The sequence below is a fragment of the Mycobacterium sp. SMC-17 genome (assembly GCF_045310915.1).
Lineage (GTDB): Bacteria > Actinomycetota > Actinomycetes > Mycobacteriales > Mycobacteriaceae > Mycobacterium.
Map to the genome: position 1 here is coordinate 49,133 of NZ_JBJIAK010000013.1, position 15,780 is coordinate 64,912.

The following is a 15,780-nucleotide window of genomic DNA, read 5'->3' on the forward strand; positions in this document are numbered from 1 at the left end:
CTCAACGGGGTGTCCATACCCGGCCACCAGTGACCTGACGAAGTAGGGTCAGGCGCATGACGACTGACTCGAGTGCATCCCCCGCGCAGCAGATCGCCGCTGGTTACGCCGTCACCGGCCAAGCGCTGAACCTGGGCGCGGTCGTCGTCGACGGGAGCGTCGACGCCGGTGCTCAGGTCAAGATTCCGCTGGCCACCATCAACCGGCACGGCCTCATCGCCGGCGCGACCGGTACCGGCAAGACCAAGACGCTGCAGGTCATCGCCGAGCAGTTGTCGACGGCCGGGGTCCCGGTCGTGATGGCGGACGTGAAGGGCGACCTGTCGGGGCTCGCGCAGCCGGGGGCTGCCAATGACAAGACTGCCCAGCGTGCGAAAGACACCGGCGACGACTGGACGCCCACGGCCTTCCCGGTCGAGTTCCTGTCGCTGGGGACGACGGGCACCGGCGTCCCGGTGCGTGCCACCGTCACCAGCTTCGGGCCCATCCTGCTGTCGAAGGTGTTGGGACTCAACCAGACTCAGGAGTCGACACTCGGGCTGATCTTCCACTGGGCCGACCAGAAGGGTCTCCTTCTCGATGACCTGAAGGATCTGCGCGGCGTCATCCAGTTCCTGACCAGTGATGAGGGCAAAGAGGAGCTCAAGGCGCTCGGCGCGGTTTCGCCGGCCACCGCGGGCGTGATCCTGCGTGCGCTGATCAACCTGGAGGCCGAGGGCGGCGACACGTTCTTCGGTTTGCCCGAGCTCAAGCCCGAGGACCTGATGCGTGTGGACCCACAGGGCCGCGGCATCATCACGCTGCTGGAACTGGGCAGCCAGGCCGCGCGTCCGGTGTTGTTCTCGACGTTCCTGATGTGGGTGCTGGCCGACCTGTTCTCGACGCTGCCGGAGATCGGTGACGCGGACAAGCCGAAGCTGGTCTTCTTCTTCGACGAGGCGCATCTGCTGTTCGCCGACGCGTCCAAGGCGTTCCTGGACCAGGTCGAGCAGACCGTCAAGCTGATCCGCTCCAAGGGCGTCGGCGTCTTCTTCTGCACCCAGCTGCCCACCGACATTCCCAACGACGTCCTCAGCCAGCTGGGCGCGCGCGTCCAGCATGCGATCCGCGCCTTCACTCCGGACGACCAGAAGGCCCTGACGAAGACGGTCCGGACCTACCCGAAGACAACCGTCTACGACCTGGAGTCGGCGCTGACGTCGCTCGGGATCGGTGAGGCCTGCGTCACGGTGCTGTCCGAGGTCGGTGCGCCGACCCCGGTGGCGTGGACCCGGCTGCGCGCGCCGCGGTCGCTGATGGGCACCATCGGCCCCGACGCCATTGCTGCCGCCGCCAAGGCCAGCCCGCTGCAAGCGACCTACGGGGCGACGGTCGACCGCGACTCCGCCCACGAGCGGCTGTCCGCGCAGCCGGCGCCGGCAGATGCGCCGCCGGCGGCCCCGGACGCGGCGCCCGCTCCCGCCCCGGCCGAAGAGCCCGACCTCACGGCATCCGGCCGCGTCGAGGTGGAGGCCGAAGGACCCGGCATGGTGTCGGAGGTCCTGCAGAGCTCGGCGTTCAAGAGCTTCCTGCGCTCGGCGGCGACCGTGGCAGGCCGCGAGATCACCCGCAGCCTGTTCGGTACGACGCGCCGCAGGTAAATCGGGGCGCGGCGAGAAGGACCAAACGGTCGTTGGCGGGCCGCCGAAAGCAGCCATTTGGTCCTTCTCGGCGGCCCTGAGCCCCTACGACCCGCCGAGCTTCTTGTAGACGGCGCCGACGATCGGCGCGACGATCGCGCGCGGGGCGTAGCCGCTCGCGGCCGACATGGCCTTCGAGGTCAGACCGGGCACGACGCGCATCTTGTTCTTGTCCAGACCGTCCAGCGAAATCCGGGCGGTGTACTCGGTGTCGATCCACAGGAAGTCGGGGATCAGACGCTCGACGAGTGACTGCTCGGACGGGTCGGGCAGCTCGGTGCGCACGGGTCCGGGCGCCAGCAGCGTGACGTTGATGCCGTGCGGCTTGAGCTCGCCGCGCAGCGACTCGCTGAAGGTGTTGGCGAAGGCCTTGGACGCGGCGTAGGTCGCGTTGTTCGGGATGGGCGAGTTGCCCGCGGCCGAACCGGAGATCAGGATGCCGCCGCCCTTGCGCGCGATCATGCCGGGCAGCACGGCGAGCACCAGGTCGTGCACGCCCTGCACGTTGAGCTGCACCTGGGCCTTCTCACCCTCGGCAGGCAGGTCGGCGACGGCGCCGAACGTCGCGGTGCCGGCATTGGCGCACAGGATCGAGATGTTGCGCTCGGCCAGTTCCGCGCAGAGCTTGTCGCGGTCGGCCGGGTCGGTCAGGTCGCAAGCCCGGACCTCGACGGTGACGCCGTACTTGTCGGTGATGCGCTGGGCGACCTCGGCCAGCACGTCGCCGCGGCGGGCCGTGATGATCAGGTGGTGGCCGCGGGCGGCGAGTTCGGCGGCCAGCGCTTCACCGATGTTCTGAGAGGCGCCGGTGACGACGGCGCGGGCGTCGGGACTGGGAGCGGGTACAGGCATGGGTGCAATCGTAGGGACCAATAGAGTGGGCGCATGAGTAGCCCCGGGGCGGGTATCCCGCCCGTCGGCCGGGGTCGCGTTGCCGCCTGGGCACTGTGGGACTCCGGTGCCACGGGCGTGAACGCGATCGTGACGACCTTCGGTTTCAACATCTATCTCATTTCCGAGGTCGGCAAAGGGCTGCCCGGGTCGACGACGCCGGAGAGCTGGCTGGGGCGCGCGGTGCTGGTGGCGGGCATCGCGGTGGCGTTGCTGGCGCCGGTGACGGGCGTGATGGTCGACGCCGCGTACCGGCGGCGGCGCGCGCTCGCGGCGCTGACGGGCGCCGTGGTGGTGCTGACGGCGTCGATGACGTTCATCAAGCCCGACTACCACTACCTGTGGATCGGCCTGGCGTTGTTGGCCGCCACGGCGGCGTGCATGGACTTGGCGACCGTCCCGTACAACGCGATGCTGCGCCAGTTGTCGACGCCGCTGACGTCGGGCCGCGTCTCTGGATTCGGCTTGGCGGCAGGGTTTTTCGGCAGTGTCGTGCTGCTGCTCCTGGTCTTCGTGGGGCTCAAGTCCGGCAGCGGCGACACCCTCGGGCTCCTGAATGTGCCGAACTCGGACGGCAAACCGGACCGGTACGCGGTCCTGGCGGCCGCGGCGTGGTTCGTCATCTTCGCGCTGCCGTTGCTGCTGACGGTGAAGTCGCCGCCGCACGACGGCACCCCGGCCGTCGGATTCTTCGGCGCCTACCGCAGGTTGTGGACGGAGGTCGTCGGGGAGTGGCGACGTGACCGCAACGTCGTCTACTACCTGCTCTCGAGTGCCATCTTCCGTGACGGCCTGACGGGTATCTCGATCTTCGGCCCGGTGGTGGGCGTCAGCGTCTACGGGCTGGCGCCGACGAGCGTGCCGTTGTTCGGGGCCGGTGCGTTCACCATCGCGGCACTGGGCGCGGCGCTCGGTGGCATGCTCGACGACCGGATCGGTTCCAAGCGCGTCATCGTGGGCTCGTTGACCGCGATGGTCGCGGTGGGCATCACGCTGATGTTCCTGTCCGGGCCGCTGGCCTTCTGGATCTGCGGCCTGACGCTGTGCCTGTTCGTGGGCCCAACCCAGTCGGCGTCGCGGAACCTGATGCTCCGCATCGCGGCGGACGGCAAGGAGGGTGTGGCCTTCGGGCTCTACACGACCACGGGCCGGGCGGCGCACGTGCTGTCGCCGTGGTTGTTCTCGATGTTCATCGACATCTTCGCGACGACGCGCGCGGGACTGGGCGGCCTGTGCACGGTCCTGGGGATCGGGCTCGTCGGAATGCTGTTGGTGAAGGTGCCGGCGCGGCGTTAGGCCCCGTGGCCGCGGCCGCGTTTGCCGGCCTGCCGGCACACCGTGAGGCCGGCGCCTTCCCGCTGCTGAATCTGGGTGCCGTCGACCGAGATGGTGCAGGCGATGCCGCGTCCGGCGTTGACGATGCTGACGCTCGCCGAGCGTGCCGCCGGGCGGTTCAGCTGCACCTCCTTGGTCCACGGCAGCGGCACGTTGAACTCGGTCTGCAGTACCCCACCGGTGTCGACGTACGTGATGCTCACGGCACGACCCTTGCCGATCACGGCGTACAGCACGGCTTCGGTGTCACCGCTTTCGGCGTCCGGCGGCGCGGCCGCGGCAGGGGGACTGACGGCTTCGCTGGGCTCACTGCTCTCGGGCGTCGTGGTGGTGGTCACAGTCGTCGACGATGACATCGGATCCTGCGTCGGGACCGGCAGTGGCGGCGGGGCGACGAGGGTCTGTTGTTCGGAACTGTTGACGATCACCAGCGCGATCACCGAGCAGAGGGCGAGGATCAGCACCGCGCCGGCCAGCGGGAACAGCCACTTGTGGCGGCGGACCTTCGGCGGTGCGGTGACACCGTACGGATCGGTGAAGGCGTCGGTCTGGTAGCCGGCCGTCGGCATGGCCGGGAGTTTCTTGGTGGCGTCCAGCCCGTCGTCGCGCGATCCGGTCATGCCCACCTCATGTTTGCAGGGTACCTGCGGCGGGTGAGGGGACGCGGTGACGTTGCGGCGGGTGGGTTCAGCGGTGCGGGGCCAGTGCCGCGACGGTCATGGCGCGCAGCACGGCGCGCGAGGATTCCTCCTGCTTGCGGGCGCCGCCCGCGGTGACACTGTGCGGCGTCGAGTTCAGGAGCCCGAATGCGGCGTGCGCCATGGTGCGGGCGTCGGCTTCGCTGCGCGACGGGTCGAGCCGGCGCAGGACGTCCACCCAGATTTCGACGTACTGGCGCTGTGAGCGGCGCACCTGCCGTTTGGCGGCGTCGGGGAGGTTGTTGAGGTCGCGGTCCTGGATCCGGATCAGGTCGGATTCGCCGAGCGCGAAGTCGAGGTGGAACTCGATGAGGCCGTTGAGGGCGTCGGCGGGGTCGTCGCATTCGGCGACCACGGCACGTCCGCCGGCGTGCAGCCGGGCGCTGACGCTGACCAGTAGCTCGACCAGTAGCGCTTCCTTGTTGGGGAAGTGCCGGTAGATCGCGGGCCCGCTGATGCCGGCCGCGGCGCCGATGTCCTCGAGGCGGACGGCCAGGAAACCGCGTTCGGCGAAGAGTCGTTCGGCGGCGGCGACGAGTTGGCCGCGCCGGTCGGATTTGGCTCGGCTGCGCGGTGTTTCGGCGTCTGACGCTGATGCCGTCATCGACACCTCCAACCCGGTCTGGACATCTCAGTTAATGAAGACTAACATCGCGTTCGGTTATTCGCCATTAACTCAAGTGAAATGGAGCGACGATGTCGCCGAGCGTTTCCCAACGGGTATCGCATCGCGAGCAGCACCTGGCGCTGGTGGCCGAGCTCAAGGACAAGCTGGCCACCGCTGCCCTCGGGGGATCGGAGCGCTCCCGCGAGCGTCACGTCGGTCGCGGCAAGCTGCTGCCGCGCGACCGGGTCAACGGACTCCTCGACCCGGGCAGTCCGTTCCTGGAGATCGCACCGCTGGCCGCGGGCGGCATGTACGACGACGAATGCCCGGGCGCGGGCATGATCGCCGGCATCGGACGGGTGTCGGGCCGCGAATGCATGATCGTCGCCAACGACGCGACCGTGAAAGGTGGCACGTACTACCCGATCACGGTCAAGAAGCACCTGCGGGCGCAGGAGATCGCCAGCCAGAACCAGCTGCCGTGCATCTACCTGGTCGACTCCGGCGGCGCGTTCCTGCCGCGCCAGGACGAGGTGTTCCCCGACCGCGAACACTTCGGCCGCATCTTCTTCAACCAGGCCAACATGTCGGCGCGCGGTATCCCGCAGATCGCCGCGGTGCTCGGCTCCTGCACCGCCGGCGGCGCGTACGTCCCCGCGATGAGCGACGAGGCCGTCATCGTCCGCAACCAGGGCACCATCTTCCTGGGCGGCCCGCCGCTGGTGAAGGCCGCTACCGGAGAGGTGGTTTCGGCCGAGGATCTCGGTGGCGGCGACCTGCACTCCAAGATCTCCGGCGTCACCGACCACCTGGCACACGACGACCGCGACGCGCTGCGGATCGTGCGCCGCATCGCGTCGACGTTCGGGCCGCGCGAGCAGGCGCCATGGGACGTCGCTCCGACGGTGGACGCGGTGTGCGACCAGACCGAGCTCTACGACGTCGTACCGATCGACTCCAAGGTGCCGTACGACGTGCACGAGGTGATCACCCGCATCGTCGATGGTGGCGAATTCACCGAATTCAAGGCCGAATACGGCACCACGCTGGTGACCGGCTTCGCGCGCATCCACGGCCATCCGGTGGGCATCATCGCCAACAACGGCGTGCTGTTCGGTGAATCCGCCCAGAAGGGAGCGCATTTCATCGAACTGTGCGACAAGCGGTCGGTGCCGCTGCTGTTCCTGCAGAACATCTCCGGCTTCATGGTGGGCCGCGACTACGAGGCCGGCGGCATCGCCAAGCACGGCGCCAAGATGGTCACCGCGGTGGCGTGTGCCCGGGTGCCGAAGCTGACCGTCGTCATCGGCGGCTCGTACGGCGCAGGCAACTACTCGATGTGCGGCCGCGCATACTCGCCGCGGTTCCTGTGGATGTGGCCCAATGCCCGCATCTCGGTGATGGGCGGCGAGCAGGCCGCCTCGGTGCTGGCCACCGTGCGCGGTGAACTGACGCCGGAGGAGGAAGAGGCCATCAAGGCCCCGATCCGCCAGCAGTACGAAGATCAGGGCAACCCCTACTACTCGACGGCCCGGCTCTGGGACGACGGCGTCATCGACCCGGCTGACACCAGAACCGTGGTGGGACTGGCTCTTTCAGTTGTCGCGCAGGCTCCGCTCGAGCCTGTGTCCTACGGCGTATTCAGGATGTGACATGAAAACCTTCAATACGGTCCTCGTCGCCAACCGTGGCGAGATCGCGGTCCGCGTCATCCGGACGTTGCGGGCCATGGGGATCCGTTCGGTCGCGGTGTTCAGCGACGCCGACGCCGGTGCCCGGCACGTGCTCGAGGCCGACGTCGCGGTGAACATCGGGCCGGCCCCGGCCCGGCAGAGCTACCTCAGCATCGAGGCCATCGTGAACGCGGCGCGGCGCACCGGCGCACAGGCCGTGCACCCGGGCTACGGATTCCTTTCCGAGAACGCCGAATTCGCCGCCGCTCTGCACGACGCGGGCATCGTCTTCATCGGGCCGCCGGCCAAAGCCATCGGCACCATGGGCGACAAGATCACCGCCAAGGCAGCGGTGTCGGCGTTCGGGGTGCCGGTGGTTCCCGGTATCTCGCGTCCGGGTCTGACCGACGAGGAGCTCATCGCCGGCGCCCCCGAGGTGGGGTTCCCGGTTCTGGTGAAGCCGTCCTCCGGTGGCGGCGGCAAGGGCATGCGCGTCGTGCATGCGGCTGCCGAATTGCCGGCCGCGCTGGCCTCGGCCCGTCGCGAGGCCGCCTCGGCATTCGGCGACGACACCCTGTTCCTCGAACGATTCGTGTTGAACCCCAGGCACATCGAGGTGCAGGTCGTCGCGGACAGCCACGGCAATGTCGTGCATCTCGGCGAGCGTGAGTGCAGTCTGCAGCGCCGGCACCAGAAGGTCATCGAAGAGGCGCCGTCGCCCGTACTGGACGAGGCGACGAGGGCCCGCATCGGAGCGGCAGCGTGCGACACCGCCCGCAGCGTCGACTACCGCGGCGCCGGCACCGTCGAGTTCATCGTCTCCGCCGACCGGCCCGACGAGTTCTTCTTCATGGAGATGAACACCCGTCTTCAGGTGGAACACCCGGTGACAGAACTGGTCACGGGCATCGACCTCGTCGAACTGCAGGTGCGGGTGGCGGCCGGTGAGGCCCTGCCGATGGCGCAGGACGACATCACGCTGACAGGCCACGCCATCGAGGCCCGCGTGTACGCCGAAGACCCGGCGCACGACTTCCTGCCCACGGGTGGCACCGTGTTGGCACTGGCCGAGCCCGCCGAAGCGCGGGTGGATTCCGGTATCCGGGCCGGTTCGGTGATCGGCAGCGACTACGACCCGATGCTGTCGAAAATCATTGCGTACGGGCCTGATCGGGAGTCGGCGCGGCGCGGCCTGGACCGGGCGCTGGCCGATACCGCCGTGCTGGGTGTCGGTACCAACATCGACTTCCTGCGCTTCCTGCTGGCCGACGAGGACGTCATCGCCGGCCGCCTCGACACCGGACTGCTGGACCGCCGTACGGGCGACTACGTCGCCGCGCAGGCCGGCGACGACGAGTTCATCGCCGCAGCCGCGTACCGCTGGCTGCACAGCTGGGCGGACGCCGGCGAGCTGTGGGCCACCCCGACGGGCTGGCGGGTCGGCGAGCACGCACCGACCACCATCCGGCTGCGGGCCGGCGACCGGACCGATCACGTCCACCTCACCGGTACTCCCGCAGCCGCCACGGCACGCATCGAAGACGGTGAACCCCGCAGCGTCACAGCGTCATTGGACGGTGACCGGCTGATCGTCACGGTCGACGGCCTGCGCACCGAATACCTGACCGCCGTCGAGGACCACCGGCTGTGGCTGGCAGGAGCCGGCCGCACGACCGTCATCGAGGACGTGCGTGAGTCGCCCGTCCGGGCCGACGACGAACACAGCGGCGACGCCGAGATCGTCAGTCCCATGCCCGGATCCGTTGTGGCCGTGGGCATAGCGGACGGGTCGACGGTGAGTAGCGGTGACGTCGTCGTCACCGTCGAGGCCATGAAGATGGAACACGCGCTGTCGTCGCCGGTCGACGGCACCGTGGAATTACTTGTCGCCGTGGGCGATCAGGTCAAAGTGGGCCAGCCGCTGGCCCGGATTACCGCAGCAACCGAGGAGACCAAATGAGCGACTTCATCTCGACCGGCACCCTGCCGGACCACTACGCCGAACTGGCCAAGACGGTCCGGGAATTCGCGCAGACGGTCGTCGCGCCGGTTGCCGCGCAACACGACAAGGACCACACCTTCCCGTACAAGGTCATCGACGGGATGGCCGAGATGGGCCTGTTCGGCCTGCCGTTCCCCGAGGAGTACGGCGGCATGGGCGGCGACTACTTCGCCCTCTGCCTGGCCCTGGAAGAACTCGGCAAGGTAGACCAGAGCGTCGCCATCACGCTGGAGGCCGGCGTCGGCCTGGGTGCGATGCCGGTGTACCGCTTCGGCACCGAGGCGCAGAAGCAGGAATGGCTGCCGCAGCTGGCCAGCGGAAAAGCCTTGGGCGCCTTCGGCTTGACCGAGGCCGGTGGCGGCAGCGACGCCGGCGCCACCAAGACCACCGCCAAGCTGGACGGCGACAGCTGGGTGATCAACGGCTCCAAGCAGTTCATCACCAACTCCGGCACCGACATCACGAAGCTGGTGACCGTCACGGCAGTGACCGGCGAGCTGCCCGGTGGGCACAAGGAGATTTCGTCGATCCTGGTGCCGGTGCCGACGCCGGGCTTCACCGCCGAGCCCGCCTACGACAAGGTCGGCTGGAACGCCTCGGACACCCATCCGCTGAGCTTCGACGACGTGCGGGTGCCGGTCGAGAACCTGCTCGGCGAGCGCGGCCGCGGCTACGCCAATTTCCTGCGCATCCTCGACGAGGGCCGCATCGCCATCGCCGCGCTGTCGGTCGGTGTGGCGCAGGGTTGTGTCGACGAGTGCGTCAAGTACTCGAAGGAGCGGGAAGCGTTCGGGCGCAAGATCGGTGGCTACCAGGCCATCGCCTTCAAGATCGCCCGGATGGAGGCCCGCGCCCACGTCGCCCGCACCGCCTACTACGACGCCGCGGCGCTGATGCTGGCGGGCAAGCCGTTCAAGAAGGCGGCCTGCATCGCCAAGATGATCGCCAGCGAGGCCGCGATGGACAACGCCCGCGACGCCACCCAGGTGTTCGGCGGCTACGGCTTCATGAACGAGTACCCGGTGGCCCGGCACTACCGCGATTCGAAGATCCTCGAAATCGGTGAGGGCACAACGGAGGTTCAGCTCATGCTGATCGCGCGTGAGGCCGGGCTGTGACCGAGAAGCGGGTCATCGAGCAGCGCGGGCTCTGGTACGAGGAGTTCCAGCCGGGCGTCATCTACCAGCACCGGCCCGGCCGCACCATCACTGAGGCCGACAACGTCCTGTTCACCACGCTGACCATGAACACGCAGGCGCTGCACCTGGACGCCGCGTTCTCCGACGCGCTGCCGCCGTTCCATGCACGGCTGGTGAATTCGATGTTCACGCTGTCGACGCTCGTCGGCCTGTCGGTCGCCCAGCTGACGCAGGGCACGATCGTCGGGAATCTCGGTTTCTCCGACATCGCGTTCCCCAGGCCGCTTTTCCACGGCGACACGCTGTACGCGGAGTCCGAGGTGGTCGAGAAGCGCGAGTCCAAGAGCCGGCCGGGGGAGGGAATCGTCACGTTCGCCCATACCGGTCGCAACCAGCACGGCGACATCGTCGCCACGGCGACACGCAAGACCATGGTCCGTAAGCGCCCCGCGGAGCAGCCGTCATGAGCTTGACCGCCCCGGGACCCGGCTGGCTGTTCTGCCCCGCGGACCGTCCTGAGCGGTTCCAAAAGGCCGCCGCCGCAGCAGATGTGGTGATCCTCGACCTGGAAGACGGCTGCGCCGCGAAGGACCGGCCGGCGGCTCGCCAGGCGCTCATCGACACCCCGCTGGACCCGGCGCGGACGGTGGTGCGTTTGAATCCGTCGGACACCGCCGATCATCCGCTCGATCTGGACGCCCTGGCGAAGACGCCGTACACCACGGTGATGCTCGCCAAAACCGAGTCGGCCGAACAGGTTCGGGCGCTCGCGCCGCTCGACGTCGTGGTGCTGGTGGAGACCCCGCTCGGTGCGCTCGCCGTCACCGAGACCGCCCGCGTCGAGAACACCTACGCCGTCATGTGGGGTGCCGAGGACCTGTTCGCGGTGCTGGGCGGCACCGCGAACCGCTGGCCCGACGACAGCTACCGCGATGTGGCCAAGCACGTCCGGTCGCAATCGCTGTTGGCCGCCAAGGCTTTCGGCAAGCTCGCGCTGGACTCGGTGTACCTGGACATCAAGAACCTGGACGGTCTGCGGGCCGAGGTCGACGACGCCGTGGCCGTCGGTTTCGACGCCAAGGTGGCCATCCACCCGACGCAGGTCGCGGTCATCCGGAACGGCTACGCGCCGACCGAGAAGGAGATCGCCTGGGCGCGTGCGGTACTCGATGCCGCGACCCGCGAGCGCGGCGTGTTCCAGTACGACGGCCTCATGGTCGACATGCCGGTGCTGCGCCGCGCCGAACGCATCGTCGCCCTGGCGCCGTAGGAGCTACAGGTCCTCGACGCTGAGGATGCCGTCTTGCACGGCACGGGCGACCAGTTGGGCCTTGGTGGCCGCCGGTCGCCCCGCGGCGGCGTACTTGGCGCGAACGCGTTGCAGGTGGGTCCGGACAGTGGTCGGCGCGAGGTGCAGGCGCTTGGCGACGATGTCCTTGCTCTCGGTCTGAAACCAGGCCTTGAGCACTTCACGTTCGCGCTTGGTGAGCCCAGGCCGGCCGGAGTCGGTGTCCGAGCAGATGGCCGCGGCCATGCGGGGACCGACGTACGGCTCGTGGGTGCTGGCCGCGCGGATGGCCTCGATGAGGTGGCCCTGGCCTTCGCTCTTGGCCAGATAGGTGACCACCCCGATGGCCAGGCAACGCAGGATCACCTCGGAGTTCTCGAGGTGCGAGTAGACGATCACCGCGTGTCCCGCGTCCACGATGGCGGCGACCGCATCGAAATCGGGCTGGCGACTGCGCAGTTCGAGATCCAGGATGACGGCGGCCAGCTGGTGGTCCGCCTTGGGGTAGACGGCCAGGAACGACTCGGCGTCGAGATGGTCGGATGCGACGCGGATGGGCGGGTCGGCCTGGGCGCACCATGCCGAGACGCCGGTGTGGATGACGTCGTGGTCATCGACAACGGCGATGGCCAGCGGCTCAGATGGGTTGGCCGGCGCGGACATGATCGGTCGGTCTTTCTGGGAGTGGGTGGCGCACGGTGATCCACACCGTGTCATCGAGGGTGGTCAGGTCGAATTCATCTTCGTCGTCGACGCTGGATTTCGTCGGCAAATCGGCGTGCTCAGCCCGCTGACACATGACGCTGAGTTCGACCGCGGCCGTTTCGGCGGTGACGGTGATGCGGGCCGGCGAGGCGGCCGCGTGGAGAATTTGGTCGATGAGCCGGGCCAGCCGCCGGGCGGTGGGCACGTCCATGGCCGGCAGCGTGCCCTGGACGTCCACGGAAACGGCCAGGCCGCGATTCTGGGCGGCGTCGATGCGTGGGCGCAGTTCGCGAAGCAGTACGTGCTCGAAGCTCGAGGACTGGTCGAAAAGGGTACGCAGCCGCTGGTATTCGAGTTGTGCGCGGCGCCGTGTCTCGGCATCGACCGGTTCTCCGTCGGCAAGGGTCGACAGCAGCGGCTGGATGGTGGCGGCGAGGTCCGCGTAGCGGCGGTCGTATTCCTCCTGCACGGCGTCGGCGATGTGTGCTGCCGCAGTCAGGCGCATGTGACTTTCGGTCTCGGCGGAAGCGGCTGCGGCAGAACGCCGGATCATGTCGGCGACGACCAGAGCACACAGTTGGGCGACGAGGACACTCGCCGTGTCGTATCCGAGGTCGACGACGGTGTGGACCGACGGATTCCGAATGATCGCGTAGACGGCGGGGACGACCCAGCACCACACCAGGACACCAACGGCGTAGCGCAGCTGGACACTGAGCAGCAGCGGCAGCACACACCAGCCGATCGCGCCTTGTGCCCACTGCAGCCGGGGGTCGAGGTCTTTGATCGGCATCGAGATCGACTGCACCAGCGCAACAACGACGAGGATCATGATGCCGAAACGTGCCCGCGGATAGGCCCGGCCCATGACCCGGGGGATCGCGGACAGCGTCGCCGCCGTCGTCACGACGATGAGGGACCACTGCAGATACGGGTATGCCGCGAACTTCAGGGATGAGGGCACGGTCACCAGCAGGTTGGCCAGGCCGTAGGCAACCAGCGCCAGTCCGTAGCCCATGTGTGCCCGCTCGATGAGCCGCTCCGGGTCCGGCGCTGGGTCGGCACTGGCCGGTATTGATGTGGGCCAACGCAATTCGACCGTGGTGCCCTGCCCGGGCTGCGTGATGATCTCCGCGACACCGCCGAGCTGCTGCATGCGGGCGATGATCGAGTCTGCGATGCCGTGCCCCCGCGTCGGCCGGGTCAGATCGAATCCATGCCCGTCGTCGGCGATCTGGATCCGGCCGAGATGCACGGTGATGGTGACCGCCGTGGCGCCGGAATGCCGGTCGATGTTGGTCAGAGCTTCGCGCGCGGCGGCCGCGATGGTCGCCGCCGTCGCGCCGTCCACCCACATCGCGGTCACCCCGGCATAACTCACGGGCGTCGTGGTGTGCATGGCGTGATCACGCAGGGCGGCAACGAGATCGGCCGGCGGCGCGGGTGTGTGCGATGTCTCGCTGAACACGCGGAGGTCGCGCCGTGCCTGGGCGGCGACGCGCTCGGGTGACAAGGCGGTGCCGGTACCCACCATCAGCAGGGTCGAGGCGACGGTGTCGTGGAGCAGCCGCATCTGCTCGCGGTCGTAGTCGCGCACGGCGGCGTTGACCTTCTGGCGGAGCTCGACGGCCAGCCGCTCGGCGCGGGCGACGTCGACCCTTTCGGCCACGTGCACCGTCAAGAAGCGGATCAGCGTCGATGCCACCCACAACAATGCGAAGTAGTAGACGTTGACCCATTGGTCGCTGTCGTGGATACCGCCGGCCGACGCCGCGCCGGCGGCGAGCGCGGCAACGACGCCTGCGGTCATCGCCGTGTTCAGCAGCGGTTCGAACACCGTGAAGCTCGCGATGGCCGTGCCGGCGATCGCGATCGGCGCGCAGGTCGACGGGCACGCCAGGTCGTCGGCAGCCGCGACAGGCAGGACCAGGCAGGCGGCGAGCGTGACGGCGTAGTCGATCGCGAGAATGCGGGGCGTTGCGGAGCGGGTCAGCAACCGGTACAGCGACCAGGCGCCGGCCAGACCGGCGAACGCGACGCCGGCCAGGCTGATGCGCGGCGCCGAGACCAGCACCACGACGTAGACCACCAACGCCCCGCCGTGCCGCATGAACAGGCTGACCCGCATCGCGTGCTGGAGGAAGTTGCGGCGTGCCGCGCCTGTGCCGGTGTCAAACATGATGGGACTGCCGTACGTGTGCGGTCAGGGTGCGGGCGCGGCCGACGCTCGGGCGACGTTGGGGCCGGCGCGGTTCGGACGTCTCATCGGTTTCTCGCTTCTGGCACTGCCACGTTGATGATGCGATGGTTGTAGCACGCGGCAACGACAGACTCCGGGCCGATTCGCGTGTCACCAGCGCAAATAACAACGAATTCATACGTTCGGGCTACAAGTTGGCCGTATTGCCGCCGGCCCGCACCGGCCCGACCGGCCACTGCGACACGTCTTCAGTCTGTTACCTGCGATAACCGCGGCCGGATGGCCTTCGGGCGCATAATGGCGGTGATGCCCCAGCACTGCGGCGAGCAGAGCGGATCATCCGACTGGTGCCACACCCCGGCATCGGCCGGCGACCCTCACCACCTGAGGGGTTGCCCTGGTCGCCACCGCGCTGAGCTTCTCGCGGACTGACGGCCGAACATGCCGTCACCGAAAGGAGGCGGTATGGCTGACGTGACGGTCCCTGGCCTGGACAACCGAGTGGACCTCGAGCCCGTGCAACTCGTCGCGCCCGACGGCGCGCCCACCTCCGACGCGCGATATCGCCGCGACCTGCCGCCCGAGACGCTGGGCTGGCTGTACGAAGAGATGGTCGTCACCCGCGACCTCGACGTCGAATTCGTCAACTTGCAGCGCCAGGGCGAACTGGCGCTGTTCGCCTCGTGCCGCGGTCAGGAAGCCGCGCAGGTGGGTGCGGCGGCGTGTCTGCGCAAGACCGACTGGCTGTTCCCGCAGTACCGGGAACTCGGAGCCCTGCTGGTCCGCGGCATCACCCCGGCCCAGATCAGCGCGGTGTGGCGGGGCCGCTGGCACGGCGGCCTGGGCTTCACCGAAAAACACTGCGCGCCACTGTCGATCGACATCGGCTCGCACGGTCTGCACGCGGTCGGCGCGGCGATGGCGGCGCAGCGGCTCGGTGAGGACTCGGTGACGGTGGCGTTCATCGGCGACGGCGGCACCTCCGAAGGCGACATGCACGAAGCACTCAACTTCGCGGCCGTCACGTCGGCGCCCTGCGTGTTCTTCGTGCAGAACAACCAGTGGGCCATCTCGGTGCCGGTGCACCGGCAGCAGGCGGGACCGTCGATCGCGCACCGCGCCATCGGCTACGGCATGCCCGGCATCCGGGTCGACGGCAACGACGTGCTGGCCTGCTACGCGGTGATGTCCGAGGCGGCGCAGCGTGCCCGCGCGGGCGACGGGCCGACGCTGATCGAGGCCGTCACGTACCGGATGGGGCCGCACACCACCTCCGATGATCCGACCCGCTACCGCGACCCCGACGAGCTGAAGCACTGGGAGGCACGCGATCCCATCACGCGCTACCGGACGTACCTGGAGCAGACCGGGGTGTGGACGCCCAGGCTGCAGCAGCACGTCGAGAACCGCTCCCGGCGGCTCCGCGCCGAACTGCGCGAGACGGTGCTGACGGCGCCGGACGTCGACGTCGCGGACATGTTCGACAACGTCTACGCCGACATCACACCCGAGCTGGCCCGGCAGCGTGACGCGTTGCTGGCCGAATTGGATTGGGAGGGTTGA

At 68.6% G+C, this 15,780-nt stretch carries 13 protein-coding genes; 8 read left to right on the forward strand and 5 right to left on the reverse strand.

The genetic code is table 11. The annotated features are described in order from the left end of the window. The first annotated feature begins 56 nt into the window (after window positions 1-56). Window positions 57-1,640 (forward strand): helicase HerA-like domain-containing protein, encoded by a 1,584-nt coding sequence (locus ACJH7A_RS11120; RefSeq protein ID WP_406801946.1) that lies wholly within the window; start codon window positions 57-59, stop codon window positions 1,638-1,640. A gap of 84 nt (window positions 1,641-1,724) precedes the next feature. Here ACJH7A_RS11120 and cmrA read toward each other — a convergent pair whose 3' ends face one another. After that, window positions 1,725-2,531, reverse strand: coding sequence for a mycolate reductase (gene cmrA / locus ACJH7A_RS11125; protein ID WP_064860262.1), 807 nt, complete (start codon window positions 2,529-2,531; stop codon window positions 1,725-1,727). Window positions 2,532-2,564: 33 nt separating this feature from the next. On the opposite strand from cmrA, the gene ACJH7A_RS11130 reads away from it, so the two are divergent. Beyond that, window positions 2,565-3,866, forward strand: a complete 1,302-nt coding sequence (locus ACJH7A_RS11130; RefSeq protein ID WP_064860261.1) for an MFS transporter — start codon at window positions 2,565-2,567, stop codon at window positions 3,864-3,866. On the opposite strand, the gene ACJH7A_RS11135 is transcribed toward ACJH7A_RS11130, so the two are convergent. Then, window positions 3,863-4,525, reverse strand: coding sequence for an MmpS family transport accessory protein (locus ACJH7A_RS11135; protein WP_064860260.1), 663 nt, complete (start codon window positions 4,523-4,525; stop codon window positions 3,863-3,865). The genes ACJH7A_RS11130 and ACJH7A_RS11135 overlap by 4 nt on opposite strands. A gap of 67 nt (window positions 4,526-4,592) precedes the next feature. After that, a complete protein-coding gene (locus ACJH7A_RS11140; protein ID WP_406801947.1) occupies window positions 4,593-5,207 on the reverse strand; it encodes a TetR/AcrR family transcriptional regulator in 615 nt (204 codons plus the stop codon). 92 nt (window positions 5,208-5,299) lie between these two features. Here ACJH7A_RS11140 and ACJH7A_RS11145 point away from each other — a divergent pair, with 92 nt between their 5' ends. The 5 genes from ACJH7A_RS11145 to ACJH7A_RS11165 are packed head-to-tail and all read left to right on the forward strand — an operon-like array spanning window position 5,300 to window position 11,294. Further along, window positions 5,300-6,862: a carboxyl transferase domain-containing protein gene (locus tag ACJH7A_RS11145; RefSeq protein ID WP_406801948.1), complete on the forward strand. Its 1,563-nt coding sequence runs from the start codon at window positions 5,300-5,302 to the stop codon at window positions 6,860-6,862. A gap of 1 nt (window position 6,863) precedes the next feature. Then, entirely contained in the window at window positions 6,864-8,843 is a 1,980-nt protein-coding gene (locus ACJH7A_RS11150) for a biotin carboxylase N-terminal domain-containing protein (RefSeq protein ID WP_406801949.1), read from the forward strand. Beyond that, window positions 8,840-10,003 (forward strand): acyl-CoA dehydrogenase family protein, encoded by a 1,164-nt coding sequence (locus tag ACJH7A_RS11155; protein ID WP_073696761.1) that lies wholly within the window; start codon window positions 8,840-8,842, stop codon window positions 10,001-10,003. The genes ACJH7A_RS11150 and ACJH7A_RS11155 overlap by 4 nt, the downstream gene beginning before the upstream one ends. Beyond that, on the forward strand, window positions 10,000-10,491 hold the full coding sequence (locus ACJH7A_RS11160; RefSeq protein WP_406801950.1) for a MaoC family dehydratase: 492 nt from the start codon (window positions 10,000-10,002) through the stop codon (window positions 10,489-10,491). The genes ACJH7A_RS11155 and ACJH7A_RS11160 overlap by 4 nt, the downstream gene beginning before the upstream one ends. Further along, a complete protein-coding gene (locus ACJH7A_RS11165; protein ID WP_406801951.1) occupies window positions 10,488-11,294 on the forward strand; it encodes an HpcH/HpaI aldolase/citrate lyase family protein in 807 nt (268 codons plus the stop codon). Before ACJH7A_RS11160 ends, ACJH7A_RS11165 begins: the two co-directional genes overlap by 4 nt. 3 nt (window positions 11,295-11,297) lie before the next feature. On the opposite strand, the gene ACJH7A_RS11170 is transcribed toward ACJH7A_RS11165, so the two are convergent. Continuing rightward, a complete protein-coding gene (locus ACJH7A_RS11170) occupies window positions 11,298-11,975 on the reverse strand; it encodes a LuxR C-terminal-related transcriptional regulator (protein ID WP_212812369.1) in 678 nt (225 codons plus the stop codon). Then, window positions 11,950-14,196, reverse strand: coding sequence for a sensor histidine kinase (locus ACJH7A_RS11175; RefSeq protein ID WP_406801952.1), 2,247 nt, complete (start codon window positions 14,194-14,196; stop codon window positions 11,950-11,952). The genes ACJH7A_RS11170 and ACJH7A_RS11175 overlap by 26 nt, the downstream gene beginning before the upstream one ends. A 486-nt stretch (window positions 14,197-14,682) precedes the next feature. Here ACJH7A_RS11175 and pdhA point away from each other — a divergent pair, with 486 nt between their 5' ends. Beyond that, entirely contained in the window at window positions 14,683-15,780 is a 1,098-nt protein-coding gene (gene pdhA / locus ACJH7A_RS11180; RefSeq protein WP_406801953.1) for a pyruvate dehydrogenase (acetyl-transferring) E1 component subunit alpha, read from the forward strand.